Origin of the sequence: Microbacterium sp. NPDC057658, assembly GCF_042799975.1 — a bacterium.
In the GTDB taxonomy this organism is placed as follows: domain Bacteria; phylum Actinomycetota; class Actinomycetes; order Actinomycetales; family Microbacteriaceae; genus Microbacterium.
The window spans coordinates 2,065,653-2,081,083 of sequence record NZ_JBHVHT010000001.1 but is presented as its reverse complement, the minus strand read 5'-3'; the positions used below and the strand labels follow the sequence as shown (position 1 = coordinate 2,081,083).

Genomic DNA, 15,431 nt, shown 5'->3' with positions numbered 1-15,431 from the left:
GGAGAACACATGGCTGACTACATCATCGCGATCGACCAGGGAACGACGTCGAGCCGCGCGATCATCTTCGACAAGAAGGGCAGCATCGTCGCCACCGGCCAGAAGGAGCACGAGCAGATCCTTCCCAAGGCCGGCTGGGTGGAGCACGACGCCGCCGAGATCTGGCGCAACGTCCAGGAGGTGATCGGTCTGGCCCTCGGGCGCGCCGATCTGACCCGCCACGACATCGCCGCCGTGGGCATCACGAACCAGCGCGAGACGGCCGTCGTGTGGGACAAGACCACGGGCAAGCCGGTCTACAACGCCATCGTCTGGCAGGACACCCGCACGCAGGAGATCGTCAACCGCCTCGCGGGCGACGAGGGCGTCGACCGGTTCAAGTCGATCGTCGGCCTCCCGCTGGCGACCTACTTCTCCGGCACCAAGATCACCTGGATCCTGGAGAACGTCGAGGGGGCCCGCGAGAAGGCCGAGGCTGGAGACCTGCTCTTCGGCACGACCGACACCTGGGTCCTGTGGAACCTGACCGGCGGCATCGACGGCGGCGTGCACGCGACCGACGTGACGAACGCCTCGCGCACGATGTTCATGGACCTCGAGACGCTGGAATGGCGCGACGACATCCTCGAGGCGTTCGGTGTGCCGCGCTCGATGATGCCGGAGATCCGCTCCTCCTCCGAGGTCTACGGTGCCGCCGAGAGCTCGTCGCTGCTGCGCGAGACGCCGATCGCCGGCATCCTCGGCGACCAGCAGGCGGCGACGTTCGGGCAGGCCGCGTTCCAGAAGGGCGAGAGCAAGAACACCTACGGCACGGGCTGCTTCCTCATCTTCAACACGGGCGAGGAGATCGTCCGCTCGAAGAACGGCCTGCTCACCACCGTCGGCTACAAGCTCGGCGACCAGCCCACGCACTACGCGCTGGAGGGGTCGATCGCCGTCACCGGCTCGCTCATCCAGTGGCTGCGCGACCAGCTCGGCATCATCTCCTCCGCCCCTGAGGTCGAGGAGCTGGCCGAGAAGGTCGAGGACAACGGCGGCGTGTACATCGTCCCGGCGTTCTCGGGTCTGTTCGCACCGTACTGGCGTCCGGACGCCCGTGGCGCGATCGTCGGCCTCACCCGCTACGCGAACAAGAACCACATCGCGCGCGCTGCGCTGGAGGCCGTGGCCTTCCAGACCCGCGACGTGCTCGACGCGGTCAACGCGGACGCCGGAGTGGACCTCAGCGAGCTCAAGGTCGACGGCGGCATGGTCGCCAACGACGCGCTCATGCAGTTCCAGGCCGACATCCTCGGCGTCCCGGTCGTGCGTCCGGTGGTGGCGGAGACCACCGCGCTCGGTGCGGCCTACGCCGCGGGCCTCGCGGTCGGCTTCTGGAGCGGCCTCGACGACCTGTCCGCCAACTGGCAGGAGGACCGCCGCTGGGAGCCCTCGCTCGACGAGGCCGAGCGCGACCGCCAGCTGCGCCTGTGGCGCAAGGCCGTCACCAAGTCGATGGACTGGGTCGACGACGACGTGCGCTGATCACCACACGATGAGGCGGGTCCGGGTTCTTCCCGGGCCCGCCTCGTCGTCTCCGGCTCAACGTTCTGCGGAGTCGCCTGCACGATCCGGATACGGTGGCCCGCCCGTTCCGGGGATTCCGTCGTGCATCCGTTCGCGGGTCGTGCAGCCGGAACATCGGCTCAGGAGGCCGTGGCGACGATGTCGAGGAAGGCGCGGGCGGCGCTGCGCGGTGCGGCGGCGTCCCAGGCCAGGTGCTCGACACGAACGGGGCCGTCCTGGATGGCCACCGTGTCGACGACGTCTCGATAGCCCCGCACCACCCCGGGCGCGAGCAGCGTGACGGCGAGGCCCGCAGCGACCAGGCCGATCAGACTCGCAGCCGTGTCGGATTCGAAGGCCACGTCCCGCTCGAGCCGCGCGGACAGGAATGCCGCGTCACTCTGCGCGCGTCCCGAGGTTCCGGCGGGGAAGTCGGCGAAAGCGGAGTCCGCGAGGTCGCTCAGGCGCACCCTCCGCTTCGCGGCAAGGTGGTGCCCGCGAGGCAGCACCGCTACCAGCGGCTCGTGGGACAGGGGTCGGGACGCCACACCCTGGGGCTCCACGCCCTCCCGAAGTCCGAGGAAGGCGACATCGAGGTCGCCCTGACGGATCGCGGCCATGAGGCCGTCACTGTTCCCCTCGCGGAGCTCCACGCGGGCGGCCGGATGCGCGGTGCGATAGGCCACGAGGAGCGCGGGGACGTCGACGGCGGTCACCGTGGGGATGATCCCGAGCCGGAGCGTTCCGACGACTTCGCCCGCAGCGGCCGCGGCATCCTCCCGCGCCTGATCCGCGGCGCGCACCGCGGGACGCGCGGAGCGGAGGAACGCCTCTCCGGACTCGGTCGCACGGACGCTGCGACTGGTGCGCGCGAACAGCCGCACGCCCAGCTCGCGTTCGAGTGCGGCGACCTGATGGCTGAGCGCCGACTGCGTGACGTGACAGCGCTCCGCCGCGCGGGTGAACGAGCCGGTGTCCGCCACGGCGACGACATATCGCAGCTGCTGGAGTTCCATAGCTCCATGATCGCTCGTCATGGATAGCGTGACAACAATGCGTTGGACTCATCTGAATGCGGCGCGCAGGCTGGGAGCATGAACCGCCTCACGCTCACCCTCGTCACGGCCCTCGCGCCCGCGGCGTGGGGTACGACCTACCTGGTGACGACGGAGCTGCTCCCCGCCGGGCATCCGCTCCTCGCCGGCCTCCTCCGCTCGCTTCCTGCGGGTCTCCTCGCGGTGCTGCTGGCCCGGCGCCTGCCGCACGGCGCCTGGTGGGGCAGGGTCGTCGTGCTCGGCGCCCTCAACATCGGCGCGTTCTTCCCGCTGCTGTTCCTCGCGGCTGAGCGCCTCCCCGGTGGGGTCGCCGCCGCCGTCGCCGGAGCGCAGCCGCTCATCGTCCTGGGACTCGGAGCGCTCGTGCTTGGAGAGCGCATCCGCCCGGTGTCCGCCGCGGCAGCCGTGCTCGGAGCGGCGGGGGTCGCCCTCGTCGTCCTCGGCCCTGCCGCCGCGCTGGACCTCTGGGGCCTCGTCGCGGCTCTCGGCGGGGTGACCGCGACCGGCCTCGGGATGATCCTCACCAAGCGCTGGGGACGCCCCGCCGGCGTCGGTCCGGTGGCCTACGCCGGCTGGCAGCTCACCGCGGGAGGACTGCTGCTCCTCCCCCTCACCTTCGCGGTCGAGGGCCCGCCTCCTGCCCTCGACGCCGATGCGCTCCTCGGCTATCTCTGGCTCGCGACGGCGGGAGGGATCGTCGCGTACACACTGTGGTTCCGCGGGATCCAGCGCCTGCCGGTGATCGTGCCCGGGCTCCTCGCGCTGCTCTCACCGATCGTCGCGACGCTGCTCGGCGTGCTCGTGGTCGGCGAGAGCTTCACCCTGGTCCAGGTGGCGGGCATCGTGATCACGCTCGCCGCCCTCATCGGCGGGCAGTTCGCGGCACGGCCGCGAGGCACGCCCGCGACCACGGTCGATCCTTCGGCCGCGCCGGTCGCCGTGCGCTGAGGTCCCGGCCGCTCAGCCCTTGCCGAACAGCTTCTGGATCTCAGCGAGGTCCGCCTCCGAGGGGGCCGCGCCTCCCCCGCCGAGTCCGAAGCCCGAGCCGGTCGGTGCCGACGAGGCTGCGAGGCCGGCGTTCTCCGCCGCGCGCTTCGCGGGGTTGCCGGAACGGGAGCGGTTGCCGCCGCCACCCTTGCCCTTCTTGCCGCGCTTCGACGAGGCGCCGGGCTTGCCCATGCCGGGCACCGGGCCCATGCCGGGGATGTTCGGCGTGCCGCCACGGGCGACCGTCTTCATCATCTTCGCGGCCTGCTCAAAGCGCTGGACAAGCTGATTGACGTCCGTGACGGTCATGCCGGAACCGCGCGCGATGCGAAGACGGCGCGAGCCGTTGAGGATCTTGGGGTTGCGACGCTCGACCGGCGTCATGGACCGGATGATGGCTTCGGTGCGGTCGATCTCGCGCTCGTCGAAGTCCTCGAGCTGCTGCTTCATCTGGCCCATGCCCGGGAGCATCCCGAGCATCTTCTTCATCGAGCCCATCTTCTTCATCTGCTGGAGCTGCTCGAGGAAGTCCTCCAGGGTGAAGGCCTCGTTCGCGAGCTTCTCCGCGACCTTGCGTGCCTCCTCCTCGTCGAAGGCCTGCTGGGCCTGCTCGATGAGGGTGAGGATGTCGCCGAGGTCGAGGATGCGGCTCGCCATCCGGTCGGGGTGGAACGGCTCGAGGTCTTCCAGCCGCTCGCCCGTGGAGGCGAAGATGATCGGGCGACCCGTGACCGAGGCGACCGACAGCGCCGCTCCGCCTCGCGCGTCGCCGTCGAGCTTGGAGAGCACGACGCCGGTGAAGTCCACGCCCTCCTGGAAGGCCTTGGCGGTGTTGACGGCGTCCTGACCGATCATCGCGTCGATGACGAAGAGCACCTCGTCCGGGTTGACCGCCTTGCGGATGTCGGCGGCCTGCTTCATGAGCTCGGCGTCGACACCGAGGCGGCCGGCGGTGTCGATGATGACCACGTCGTGCTGCTGCCGGCGGGCGTGCTCGACACCGTCGCGCGAAACCTTCACGGGATCGCCGACGCCGTTGCCGGGCTCGGGCGCGTACACGGTGGCTCCGGCCTGCTCTGCGACCACCTGGAGCTGGTTCACGGCGTTCGGACGCTGGAGATCGGCGGCCACGAGGAGCGGCGTGTGGCCCTCGCTCTCGAGCTGCTTGGCGAGCTTGCCGGCGAACGTCGTCTTTCCCGAACCCTGGAGGCCGGCGAGCATGATCACGGTCGGCGCCGTCTTGGCGAACTGCAGGCGCCGCTGCTCACCGCCGAGGATCTGGACGAGTTCCTCGTTGACGATCTGCACCACCTGCTGCGCGGGGTTCAGCGCCTTGTTGACCTCGTCGCCGAGAGCGCGCTCGCGCACCTTGGCGGTGAAGTCCTTGACGACCGCGAGCGCGACGTCGGCATCGAGCAGAGCGCGACGGATCTCGCGCACCGTGCCGTCGACGTCGGCGGCGGTGAGCTTTCCCTTCGTGCGCAGATTGCGGAAGGTGTCGGTGAGCCGATCGGAGAGCGTGCCAAAGGTAGCCATGGTGCCTACGATTCTACGCGAGCGGAGCCTCCACGCTCAGCGCGGCACGGAGGCGGCTCGCCGAAACCCCGCCTCGCTGTCGAGACCCCGCCCCGCAAGCGTGAGCACGCCGGGGCCTCGGCGCGAAACCGGGGTCTCGCGAGGGCGGTCAGTCCCGCCAGGGGAGATCGTGCACGCGGGCGAGGGCCTCGTGCAGCACGGACTCCGGAGTGCCGCGGCCGGCGCCCTCCTCCGCCCACACCCGGAGCGCCGACATGACAGCGGCCGCCTGCGCGGCCCCGAGCACGTCGGCGCGCATGACGTCGATCCCGGCCGCGCACGCCGCCCGGGAGACGGCGGCGGAGAGGCGGGCCAGACGGACGCCCGTCTCCCGCACCAGCTCCTCCTCGAGGGCCATGGCCGCCGCGTTCCGCAGGGCCAGCGCCAGAGGATCCGGCGCGAAGTCCTGCACGATGCCGTGGAGGATCAGCCGCACCCGCTCCCCCGTGGCCTCGCGGCCGAGGTCGTCCAGCGCGGCGATCGCGACGCCGATGCGCTCATCGATACCCGACCACAGCACGTCGCTCTTAGACGTGAAGTAGTTGAAGAAGCTCGACCGGCTGACCCCCGCCCGCTGCGTGATGTCGGCGATGGACGTGGCCTCGTACCCGCGCTCCAGGAAGAGCTCGCAGGCGGCCTCGGCGAGGGTCTCGCGCGAGGAGGCCTTCGGGCGGCCGGCGCGACCAGTCCGGTTCATGACTTCACGGTACCGCGCGCCGCGCCGCACCCCGGACGAGGATGTATTGTTGGACGCAATCCATGTATTAGAGGGAAGCGACGACGCATGCTCGACATCCTCACCCCCGGCTTCATGCCGACCCCTGTCCCCTATCCTGACGGCTGGGCCCTGCAGCGCCGCGTGCACGCGGACGTCGTGTCCGGTGCCCGCCCCGACACGCTCATCCTGCTCGAGCACGCGGCCGTCTACACCGCGGGCAAGCGCACGGAGGACCATGAGCGCCCCCAGGACGGGACCCCGGTCATCGACGTCGACCGCGGCGGGAAGATCACCTGGCACGGGCCGGGGCAGCTCGTCGGGTATCCGATCTTCCGGCTGCCGGAGCCGATGGACGTGGTCGCACACGTCCGGCGTCTGGAGCGGATCCTCATCGAGGTGCTGCGTCCGTTCGGGGTCGACGGGCACCAGGTCGAGGGGCGCAGCGGTGTGTGGGTGCGCCGACCGCTCTCTGAGGACAAGGTGGCCGCGATCGGCGTGCGGGTGCAGCAGGGCGTGACCATGCACGGCTTCGCCATCAACTGCGACAACAGTCTCGCCCCCTTCCGCGACATCATCCCCTGCGGCATCACCGACGCCGGCGTGACCACGGTGAGCGAGGTGTCCGGCCGCGTGGTCGGCCCGCTCGACCTCGTCGACGCCGTGCAGGACGCCTTCCGCACCGCGCACGCACCCGACCTGACAGGAGTCCCGGCATGACCGCCGCACCCGAGGGGCGCAAGCTCCTCCGCCTCGAGATCCGCAACGCCGAGACCCCGATCGAGCGCAAGCCCGAGTGGATCAAGACCAAGGCCAAGATGGGGCCGGAGTACTCCGCCTTGCACTCGCTCGTGAAGAGCGAGGATCTGCACACGGTGTGCCAGGAGGCCGGCTGCCCGAACATCTACGAGTGCTGGGAGGACCGCGAGGCGACGTTCCTCATCGGGGGGTCGCAGTGCACGCGTCGCTGCGACTTCTGCCAGATCGACACCGGCAAGCCCGCCGACTACGACACCGACGAGCCGCGACGCGTCGCCGAGAGCGTGCAGCGGATGAACCTCCGCTACGCGACCGTCACGAGCGTGGCCCGCGACGACCTCCCCGACACCGGTGCCTGGCTGAACGCCGAGACGGTGCGCAAGATCCACGAGCTGAACCCGAACACCGGCGTGGAGCTGCTGGCCAACGAGCACAACGCCGACCCGGCCTTCCTCGGCCAGATCTTCGATGCCCGTCCGGAGGTGTTCGCGCACAACGTGGAGACCGTGCCCCGCATCTTCAAGCGCATCCGTCCGGCGTTCCGCTACGAGCGGTCGCTGAACGTTCTCACCCAGGCCCGCGACGCCGGACTCATCACGAAGTCGAACCTCATCCTCGGCATGGGCGAGGAGCCGGAGGAGGTCGTCCAGGCGCTGCAGGACCTCCACGACGCCGGCTGCGACATCATCACCATCACCCAGTACCTCCGCCCGACCCCGCGTCATCTCCCGGTGTCGCGGTGGGTGAAGCCGGCCGAGTTCGTCGAATTCAAGGAGGAGGCGGAGCGGATCGGCTTCCTCGGGGTGCTCGCCGGTCCGCTGGTGCGCTCCTCGTACCGGGCCGGACGGCTCTGGGCGCAGTCGATGACCTCGAAGGGACGGGAGATCCCCGCGCACCTCGCGCACATCGCGGAGAGCGCCGACCTCGGCTTCGCGCAGGCGGTCTGACGAGCGGCGGTCAGTCGGCGCTCATGACCGACTGCACGCTGCCGTCGGACCCCAGGTTCACCAGCAGCACGTCGTCGGTGGCGCTGTCGTCGAGCGCGTACTCCAGCACGGCGAACGGCTCGGAGCCGCCGTGCTCGTCCGCGAGGATCGTCATGCTCATCAGTCGCAGTGATCGGATGATGTCCACGGCCGCGTCCCCGGACACGTCGATGAGGACGTCGGGGAGGTCGTCGCCGAACACCTCCTGCTGCTGCAGGATGTACTCGGTCACCTCGCTCGTGCGGTCGTCCACCTCGGCGAGCATCCCGCGCCGTGCGGTCGCGTCCACGTTCTCCAGGCCGGCGATGAGCCCGGCGGCGATGTCGAGGGCGTCGGCGGAGACGTCGTCCTGGTCCGGGGCCGTCAGATCCACGGTCACGCTCTGGTCGCCGAGCTCGACCGTCTCCGACCAGAAGATCGAGCCGTCGGGGCCCGACGACAGCAGTCCGAAGTAGTCGTGTTCGATCGCCATAACGCTATGAAACCAGCCTGGTGCTCGGGGCGGAAGCCCTGTGTCAGCCGACCAGCGCCTGCACGAAGACGTGCGGCGTGAAACCGGTCAGATCGTCGATGCCCTCGCCCTGGCCGAGGAGCTTCACCGGGATGCCCGTGCGCTCCTGCACCGCGAGCACGAAGCCGCCCTTGGCCGAGCCGTCGAGCTTGGTGAGCACGAGACCTGTGACGCCGGCGTGCTGCAGGAAGGTCTCCGCCTGCATGACGCCGTTCTGCCCCGTCGTCGCATCGAGGACCAGGAGCACCTCGCTGATGGGAGCCTGCTTCTCCACGACACGGCGGATCTTGCCCAGTTCGTCCATGAGTCCGCCCTTGGTGTGCAGGCGTCCCGCCGTGTCGATGATCGCGATCTCCATACCCTCGCGCTTCGCGTACTCGACGGTCTGGAAGGCGACGGAAGCCGGGTCCTGGCCTTCCTGCTGCGGGCGGACGATCGCCGCTCCCCCGCGCTGGGCCCAGGTGGCGAGCTGGTCCACGGCCGCGGCCCGGAAGGTGTCGGCGGCTCCCACGACCACACTCCGCTGGTAGCCGCGGAGGAACTTCGTGAACTTGCCGATCGTGGTCGTCTTGCCCACGCCGTTCACCCCGACGACGAGGACCACGGCCGGGCGCTCGGTGAGCTTGAGCGTGGTGTCGAACTTCGCGAAGTGCTCCTCCAGGGTCTCCCGCAGCATGCGCTGGAGGTCCTTGGGGTCGGTGGTGCGGTACTTCGCGACCTTGTCGCGCAGCTCTTCGACGATGCGCTCGCTGATGTCGGGGCCGAAGTCCGCCGTGATCAGCGCCGTCTCCAGGTCTTCCCATGTCGTCTCGTCGATGGTGGGCTTCACGAACATGCCGCGCAGCGCGCGACCGAGAGACCAGGACTTCTCTGCCATGCGTCCAGCCTACGGGTAGCATCCAGGGATGCACCGCGCGCCGCTCCCGCACCGGGTGTTCCTCCATGGCGCCGGGAGGCGCGGCACTGCCGCATGGCCCTCGCAGGATCCGGAGTCGGGGACCTTCCTCAGCTTCCCGCCGGAGTCGTCCGTCGAAGCGCAGGCGGGCGCTCTCGTCGAGGGAGAACGTGACCGGACGCCGCTCCTGTTCGCGCACTCCATCGGCGCGGTGACCGCCGTCCGCGCCGTCACCGACGGCCTGCGGGTGTCGGGCCTCGTCCTCGTCGAGCCCGCCCTGTACGACATCGCTCGCGGTGACGCACCGATCGAGCGGCATATCGCCGTGGTCACGGAGGCGCGATCACGCGCGGCCGAGGACGACCTCTACGGCTTCTGGTCGATCCTGCGCCCGCTCATGTTCGGCGGCCCGCTGGACCGCGAGTCCTGGCCGGACGAACGCGCGGTCGCGGAGCACTGGGCGGCCGCGAATCTCCCCTGGGGACATGGCATCCGGGAGCATTCTCTCGCCGGAGTGCCGACCCTCGTGGTCACCGGCGGCTGGAACGAGGAGTACGAGCTCATCGCCCGACGGCTCGTCGATGTCGGGGCCGACCACATCGTCCTCTCCGGTTTCGCTCACCGCCCCCAGGACCACCCCGGCTTCCCCGCCGCCGTGACCGCATTCGAACAGTCCCTCACGATGTGACCTTCCCCCGGTCCGTCCGAGCACAGCTTCGGAGACCGCGGGCGACACGCGGGATCCGACCGTCGACACGCCAGGTGCGGGCCACGATCTCCGCAGCTGTGCCTGGGGCGAGTCAAACGGCGGCGGCGGCGCGGTCGCCGACGCGCTGACCGACCACCGCGGAGACGCCGTCCTGGCGCATCGACACACCGTAGAGGGCGTCGGCGATCTCCATAGTCCTCTTCTGGTGCGTGATGACGAGGAGCTGGGAGCTCTCGCGCAGCTGCTCGAACACCGTGAGGAGCCGGCCGAGGTTCGCGTCGTCCAGGGCGGCCTCGACCTCGTCGAGGATGTAGAACGGGCTGGGGCGCGCCTTGAAGATCGCCACCAGGAGCGCCACCGCGGCCAATGACCGCTCGCCGCCGGACAGCAGCGACAGTCGCTCGATCTTCTTCCCGACGGGACGGACCGAGACCTCGATCCCCGTCGTCAGCATGTTCTCCGGATCGGTCAGCGAGATGCTGCCCGTGCCGCCGGGGAACAGCAGCGGGAAGACCTGACCGAACGCCTCCTTGGTGTCCTCGAACGCGCTGGCGAAGATCGTCTGCATGCGCTCGTCGAGGTCGGCGATGATCGTCAAGAGGTCCTGCCGGGTCTGCGTCAGGTCCGCGAGCTGCGTGGTGAGGAACGCGTGGCGCTGTTCCAGGGCGGCGAACTCCTCCAGCGCGAGCGGGTTGACCCGCCCGAGTTGGGCGAGTTTCCGCTCCGCGTCCGCGAGGCGCCGCTGCTGGATGCGCCGGTCGAACGGGATCGCGGTGTCGTCGAGCAGTTCGCCGTCGGCCGGCTCCGTCCCGGGATCCCGCGGCACGAGCTGATCAGGACCGTACTCGGCGACGAGCACGTCCTCGTCCAGCGAGAGCTCCGAGGACACGCGCTCCAAGAGGCTGTTCAGGTGGAGCTTCTTCTCGTGGATCTGCAGCTCCAGGCCGTGCACGCTCTCCGTGAGCCCGGCCAGACGCTCCCGCAGCGACGACTCCTGGGCGCGCAGGGCGACCAGTTCCTCGTTCTGCGCCGACCGAGCGGCTTCCGCCTCCGCCAGGGCGACGCGGGCCTCGGTGACCGAGCGGTCGAGGGAGTCGAGGATGCGCGGCAGCTCGTCCACGACTCCGGACGCCGCCTCGCGCTGCGCCCGGCGGATGACAGCGCGGCGGGCGGCCTCCGCCGCGGCGTCCCGCTCCTGCTCGCGCTGCCGTTCCAGCGCGGTCACCCGCGACTGCGCCGCCCGGACCCGCTCGCGCAGGGTCTCGACCTCCAGGCGGGCGCGGACCTCGCCCTCGCGGGCGCGCTCCAGCGCCTCGAGCAGTCCATCCCGCGCAGACGCGTCGAGCACCGGACGCGGCGCCGCGACGGCAGCGTCGAGCTCCGCCTTCGCGGTCTCCGCCTTCGCCTCCGCGTCCGCCACGGCGGCCTGCGCCTGGGCGAGACCGGTCTCGAGGCGGTCGCATTCGGCGACAGCGGCCTCATGGCGCACGGTCACCTTGTTGACCTGCTCCGCGTGCGTCGCGAGGGCGGCGTCGTGCTCGCGGAGGGCGCGCAGCGCGTCCTTCGCCTGCCGCCGCGTCTCCTCCACGGCCTCGTCGGCGTCGAGGCGCGCCTCGCGCAGGGAGTCGACGACGATCTGGATCTCGGTGAGCCGCTCGGTCGCGGCATCGCGCTCGGCCGCGAGTTCGAGGCGAGAGCGCTCCCCTCCGGAGCCGGTCCGCAGCGTCTGGGCGGTGATGACGTCGCCCCCGGTCGTCACGATCGTGGTCGCGGTGTCACCCGCCGCGTCCAGAGCGCGCCGTGCGGCCCGCGCCGCATCGAGGTCGTCGGCGATGAGCACATGGGCCAGGATCCCGAGAACGCCGTCCGGCGCGGTCACCGTCTCGGTCGCGGCGATCACGCCGTCGACGGCCGGATGCGGCGCCCGCTCCCTCGGGGCCTCGGCGACCACGAAGTCGACCACCCCACGGCGGCGCTCCGCGGCCTCCGCCGCCAGGAGGAACGCGTCCTCTGCGGAACCGACCAGCACACCCTCGGCCAGGGGACCGAGCACCGCCGCGATCGCGGCTTCGTATCCCGCCCGCACCTGCACGGCATCGCCGACGAGACCGCGGATTCCGGGGCCGCCCTCCGCGACGATCTCGGCGGCACCTCCCGACAGCGACAGCGCACTGCTCAACGCGGCGGCCTTCGCCGTGAGGGCGTCGACCTCACGCTCCGCGGCGTGCAGGCGCTCGCGAAGGCTCTCCCGTTCCGCCTCCGCCGCCGTCGCCGCACGCTGGGCGCTCTCGTAGGCGGCGGCATACTCGACGGCCGTGCCCTCGGGAGCTTCCGCGTCGTCGATCGCCTCCAGGGCCTCTTCGGCCTCACGCCGCCGGGCGTGCGCTGCTTCGAGGGCGTTCTCCTGACGGAGCACCGCACCGTGGACGGCGGCCAGTGCGGACGCGGCCGCATCGGCGTTCCCGCGGAGCGAGGAGAGCCGCATGTCGTACTCGGAGACGAGCGCGCTCTGCTCCGCGATGTCGACGTCGAGAGTGTCCAGCTCGGCACGGGCGTTCACGACCTCGCGGCTGGCGGCGGCCGCGGCGTCCTGAGCGTCGCCGAGGCCGGAGGAGATCGTCTCGATGTCCTCCTTCGCCTCGTCGATGGTCGCCTGCGTGACGGTCACCGCGGTCACGGCCGCGTCGTCCTCCTCGGACCCGAGGAGCGCGAGGCGCTGGTTGGCGAGCGTGTACAGCCCGCGCATCCGCTCCTGCACCTGTTCGAGTCCGAACGCGACGCTGCGTGCCTCGTCGACCGCGATCGAGTTCTGGTTCTTCTCCAGCCGAGCGATCCCGGCGCGCACGGTCTCTGCCTGGTCGGACAGCACGAGCCGCTCGGTGTGCCGCTCCTGCTCGGTCCGGGTGTGGTCCGCGAGGGCTGTGCGCAGCGCCACGACGTCGTCGGCGAACAGGCGGGCCTTGGCATCGCGCACGACGGCGGCGATGGTCTGCGCCTCACGCGCGATCTCCGCCTGGCGCCCGAGGGGCTTGAGCTGTCGGCGGATCTCCCCGGCGAGGTCGCTCAGACGCGTGAGGTTGGCCTCCATCGCGTCGAGCTTGCGCAGCGTCTTCTCCTTGCGACGACGGTGCTTGAGGATGCCGGCCGCCTCCTCGATGAAGCCGCGGCGATCCTCCGGCGAGGCCTGGAGCACGGTGTCGAGCCGCCCCTGACCCACGATGACGTGCATCTCCCGCCCCAGGCCGGAGTCGCTGAGCAGCTCCTGCACATCGAGCAGACGGCAGCTCTCGCCGTTGATGGCGTACTCGCTGGAGCCGTTGCGGAAGAGCGTGCGGCTGATGGTGACCTCGGCGTATTCGATCGGCAGCGCGCCGTCGGCGTTGTCGATCGTGAGCTGCACCTCGGCGCGCCCGAGGGGACCGCGGGTCGAGGTGCCGGCGAAGATGACGTCTTCCATCTTCCCGCCGCGGAGTGTCTTCGCCCCCTGCTCCCCCATCACCCACGCGAGGGCGTCGACGACATTGGACTTTCCGGAGCCGTTCGGTCCGACGATGCACGTGACGCCGGGCTCGAACACGAAGGTCGTGGGCTGCGCGAACGACTTGAACCCCTTGAGCGTCAGGCTCTTCAGGTGCATGGGGCGACCGCTCGTCCGGGGAGATTCACGCCGCTACGCTACCGGAATCCCGCGGAACGGCCGGTATCCCGCGCGGTCGTCGCGGACCCCGCCTCCACCGCGACACGCCGGTGCTACCACGAAATGCTTGACGATCTCCTGAGAGTTTCGCTACGGTGGCCTCCGGATCGCCACATGAAAGGAGGTTACCGATGATGATCACTCAGCACACCGCAGAGGTCTTTGGCCTCGCCGCGCCCGCGCACTTTGCGCCGCGCCTCGCGGCATCGGTGACCGCCGGCGTCCGTCACGGCTCGCTCGGCTAGAACCGCAGTCTGGGAACGCAGGCCCGATCCGGGTCTTCTCCCGCCCGTTCTGTCGCGTCCCACCCTCTGATCCCCTCGGATCATGGATCCCCGCCGCCTCCGGCCTCCGCATTCCGCGGCTCCGCAGGCGCTGCTCTCGTCCGCACCCGCCGCGGCCGACGACTCGGTCCTGACGTGGTGCTTCCGCACCCATCCACCCCTTTCGAAGGAACCATCGTGAACATCACGCTGTCACGCAGCACCACCCATCCGCCCGATACCGAGGACCGCGAGGTCCTCCAGATCCCCCGCGACGACGAGCTCCGTGAACTCGGCATCGCGGACCGCCTCTCGCTCCGGATCGGCCTCTGGCTGTTCCAGCGGGCGCAGCGGCCCCGTCGTCCGCGCCGGTCGTGGATCGTCGATCCCGGCGACCTGTTCCTCGTCGGAGAGCAGCGTCACCGCTCGGCCGCGGAGTCGCACGCCCTCCTCATGTACGACATGCAGCGCGGGATGCGCTGACCGGGCGATGACGACCGCATCGACGCCGGCCCGGCGTCCGTCCGTACACCCGCGGACGGGCGCCGGGACACCCGGCACCTCCTCCTCCCTCCGACACGAAGGACCTGACATGACGACCGCCGCACTGACGATCACGCCGCTGATCGTCCCGGCCACCCTCGACGATGCGAACGCCGCGGACTTCCGCGCGTACGGCGCCCTGAACCGACGGATCTGCGACGAGCAGGTCGGTCTCCCCGAGCTCGCCCCGGACGCCGCGCAGATGCTGCCCAACTGGCAGGACGACTCCGATTCGCTGGACCTCGGATTCGTCGCCAGGGAGGGGGACGACATCATCGGTATGGTGACGGTGTCCTTCCCGCAGGAGGAGGACGCGCGCGCCGCCGAGCTCGATCTCCTCGTCCCGGCCGCCCACGCCGGGCGCGGTGTCGAGGAAGCGCTGCTCGACCGCGCCGAGGCCGAGGCCAGGGAGCGGGGCCGGAGCGTCCTGCAGATCTGGACCCTGCACCGGCCCGAGGAGGCCGACCGCATGCTCCAGCCCCGGACCGGCTGGGGACGGATCCCGGCGACACCGCTGAGCGATGTCGTCGAGGCCCACGGCTTCACCCTGGAGCAGGTCGAGCGCAACAGCGAACTCGATCTGCGCGCCGATCCGGAGCCCCTGCGCCGCGCGTTGGATGCGGCCCTCGCGGCCGCGGGGCCGGACTACCGCGTGGTCGAGTGGGAGCTGCCCACCCCGCCGGAGCTCCGCGACGGGTACGCCGCCGTCCTCGCGCGACTGTCGACCGATGCGCCCAGTGGCGATATGGATTTCGTCGCCGAGGTGTACGACGCGGAGCGGGTGATCCGCCGGGATGCGCGTCTCACGGGCGCTGGTCAGACCGTCTCCGTCGTGGCGGTGGAGCATGTCCCGTCCGGCACGCTCGTCGCGTACAACGAGCTGCTGATCGGCGCGGAGAAGACCGGGACCACCCACCAGTTCGGGACGCTGGTCGCGAAGGATCACCGCGGTCACCGCCTCGGCACGATCGTCAAATGCGCCAACCTCCTGCGCTGGCGGGAGCTCGTCCCCGGGTCGACCGTCGTCTCGACGTTCAATGCGGAGGAGAACCGGCCGATGCTCGACATCAACGAGGCGATCGGCTTCGTGCCCGTGTCGTACGCAGGGGCGTGGCAGAAGAAGATCTGACGACGAGCGGTGGTCGTCATCCTCCCGGATGACGGCCACCGCTCAGCTTCATCCGCCGGGCC

At 70.6% G+C, this 15,431-nt stretch carries 13 protein-coding genes; 7 read left to right on the top strand and 6 right to left on the bottom strand.

What is annotated here, in order from left to right; genetic code table 11:
* Positions 1–9 precede the first annotated feature (9 nt).
* A complete protein-coding gene (glpK, locus tag ACFU8V_RS09860) occupies positions 10–1,524 on the top strand; it encodes a glycerol kinase GlpK (RefSeq protein ID WP_060922209.1) in 1,515 nt (504 codons plus the stop codon).
* Positions 1,525–1,685: 161 nt separating this feature from the next.
* Here the strand turns inward: glpK and ACFU8V_RS09855 are convergent, their stop codons facing one another.
* The gene (locus tag ACFU8V_RS09855) at positions 1,686–2,561 is read right to left on the bottom strand and encodes a LysR family transcriptional regulator (protein WP_249521951.1); all 876 of its coding nucleotides are present in this window, start codon (positions 2,559–2,561) and stop codon (positions 1,686–1,688) included.
* A gap of 78 nt (positions 2,562–2,639) precedes the next feature.
* On the opposite strand from ACFU8V_RS09855, the gene ACFU8V_RS09850 reads away from it, so the two are divergent.
* Positions 2,640–3,548: an EamA family transporter gene (locus ACFU8V_RS09850; RefSeq protein WP_378870753.1), complete on the top strand. Its 909-nt coding sequence runs from the start codon at positions 2,640–2,642 to the stop codon at positions 3,546–3,548.
* A 12-nt stretch (positions 3,549–3,560) separates the two neighbouring features.
* Here the strand turns inward: ACFU8V_RS09850 and ffh are convergent, their stop codons facing one another.
* Entirely contained in the window at positions 3,561–5,123 is a 1,563-nt protein-coding gene (ffh, locus tag ACFU8V_RS09845) for a signal recognition particle protein (protein WP_025103333.1), read from the bottom strand.
* 148 nt (positions 5,124–5,271) lie between these two features.
* The gene (locus ACFU8V_RS09840; protein WP_085607014.1) at positions 5,272–5,859 is read right to left on the bottom strand and encodes a TetR/AcrR family transcriptional regulator; all 588 of its coding nucleotides are present in this window, start codon (positions 5,857–5,859) and stop codon (positions 5,272–5,274) included.
* 87 nt (positions 5,860–5,946) lie between these two features.
* Here ACFU8V_RS09840 and lipB point away from each other — a divergent pair, with 87 nt between their 5' ends.
* Positions 5,947–6,597 (top strand): lipoyl(octanoyl) transferase LipB, encoded by a 651-nt coding sequence (gene lipB / locus ACFU8V_RS09835; RefSeq protein WP_025103331.1) that lies wholly within the window; start codon positions 5,947–5,949, stop codon positions 6,595–6,597.
* Positions 6,594–7,583 (top strand): lipoyl synthase, encoded by a 990-nt coding sequence (gene lipA, locus ACFU8V_RS09830; RefSeq protein ID WP_025103330.1) that lies wholly within the window; start codon positions 6,594–6,596, stop codon positions 7,581–7,583. Before lipB ends, lipA begins: the two co-directional genes overlap by 4 nt.
* A gap of 10 nt (positions 7,584–7,593) precedes the next feature.
* Here the strand turns inward: lipA and ACFU8V_RS09825 are convergent, their stop codons facing one another.
* Both ACFU8V_RS09825 and ftsY read right to left on the bottom strand, forming a co-directional pair.
* On the bottom strand, positions 7,594–8,094 hold the full coding sequence (locus ACFU8V_RS09825) for a DUF2004 domain-containing protein (RefSeq protein ID WP_060922216.1): 501 nt from the start codon (positions 8,092–8,094) through the stop codon (positions 7,594–7,596).
* A gap of 43 nt (positions 8,095–8,137) precedes the next feature.
* On the bottom strand, positions 8,138–9,010 hold the full coding sequence (ftsY, locus tag ACFU8V_RS09820; protein WP_025103328.1) for a signal recognition particle-docking protein FtsY: 873 nt from the start codon (positions 9,008–9,010) through the stop codon (positions 8,138–8,140).
* Between the two features lie 28 nt (positions 9,011–9,038).
* Here ftsY and ACFU8V_RS09815 point away from each other — a divergent pair, with 28 nt between their 5' ends.
* Entirely contained in the window at positions 9,039–9,716 is a 678-nt protein-coding gene (locus tag ACFU8V_RS09815; protein WP_378870746.1) for a hypothetical protein, read from the top strand.
* A 112-nt stretch (positions 9,717–9,828) separates the two neighbouring features.
* On the opposite strand, the gene smc is transcribed toward ACFU8V_RS09815, so the two are convergent.
* On the bottom strand, positions 9,829–13,374 hold the full coding sequence (gene smc, locus ACFU8V_RS09810) for a chromosome segregation protein SMC (RefSeq protein WP_378870743.1): 3,546 nt from the start codon (positions 13,372–13,374) through the stop codon (positions 9,829–9,831).
* A gap of 521 nt (positions 13,375–13,895) precedes the next feature.
* Between smc and ACFU8V_RS09805 the strand changes: the two genes are divergently transcribed.
* Entirely contained in the window at positions 13,896–14,180 is a 285-nt protein-coding gene (locus tag ACFU8V_RS09805) for a hypothetical protein (RefSeq protein WP_303709046.1), read from the top strand.
* A 109-nt stretch (positions 14,181–14,289) separates the two neighbouring features.
* Positions 14,290–15,369 (top strand): GNAT family N-acetyltransferase, encoded by a 1,080-nt coding sequence (locus ACFU8V_RS09800; RefSeq protein ID WP_303709045.1) that lies wholly within the window; start codon positions 14,290–14,292, stop codon positions 15,367–15,369.
* The last annotated feature ends 62 nt before the right edge of the window (positions 15,370–15,431 follow it).

Coding starts and splice junctions, on each gene's coding strand:
- glpK (WP_060922209.1), top strand. CDS start 10: ATGGCTGACTACATCATCGCGATCGACCAGGGAACGACGTCGAGCCGC.
- ACFU8V_RS09855 (WP_249521951.1), bottom strand. CDS start 2,561: ATGGAACTCCAGCAGCTGCGATATGTCGTCGCCGTGGCGGACACCGGC.
- ACFU8V_RS09850 (WP_378870753.1), top strand. CDS start 2,640: ATGAACCGCCTCACGCTCACCCTCGTCACGGCCCTCGCGCCCGCGGCG.
- ffh (WP_025103333.1), bottom strand. CDS start 5,123: ATGGCTACCTTTGGCACGCTCTCCGATCGGCTCACCGACACCTTCCGC.
- ACFU8V_RS09840 (WP_085607014.1), bottom strand. CDS start 5,859: ATGAACCGGACTGGTCGCGCCGGCCGCCCGAAGGCCTCCTCGCGCGAG.
- lipB (WP_025103331.1), top strand. CDS start 5,947: ATGCTCGACATCCTCACCCCCGGCTTCATGCCGACCCCTGTCCCCTAT.
- lipA (WP_025103330.1), top strand. CDS start 6,594: ATGACCGCCGCACCCGAGGGGCGCAAGCTCCTCCGCCTCGAGATCCGC.
- ACFU8V_RS09825 (WP_060922216.1), bottom strand. CDS start 8,094: ATGGCGATCGAACACGACTACTTCGGACTGCTGTCGTCGGGCCCCGAC.
- ftsY (WP_025103328.1), bottom strand. CDS start 9,010: ATGGCAGAGAAGTCCTGGTCTCTCGGTCGCGCGCTGCGCGGCATGTTC.
- ACFU8V_RS09815 (WP_378870746.1), top strand. CDS start 9,039: ATGCACCGCGCGCCGCTCCCGCACCGGGTGTTCCTCCATGGCGCCGGG.
- smc (WP_378870743.1), bottom strand. CDS start 13,374: ATGCACCTGAAGAGCCTGACGCTCAAGGGGTTCAAGTCGTTCGCGCAG.
- ACFU8V_RS09800 (WP_303709045.1), top strand. CDS start 14,290: ATGACGACCGCCGCACTGACGATCACGCCGCTGATCGTCCCGGCCACC.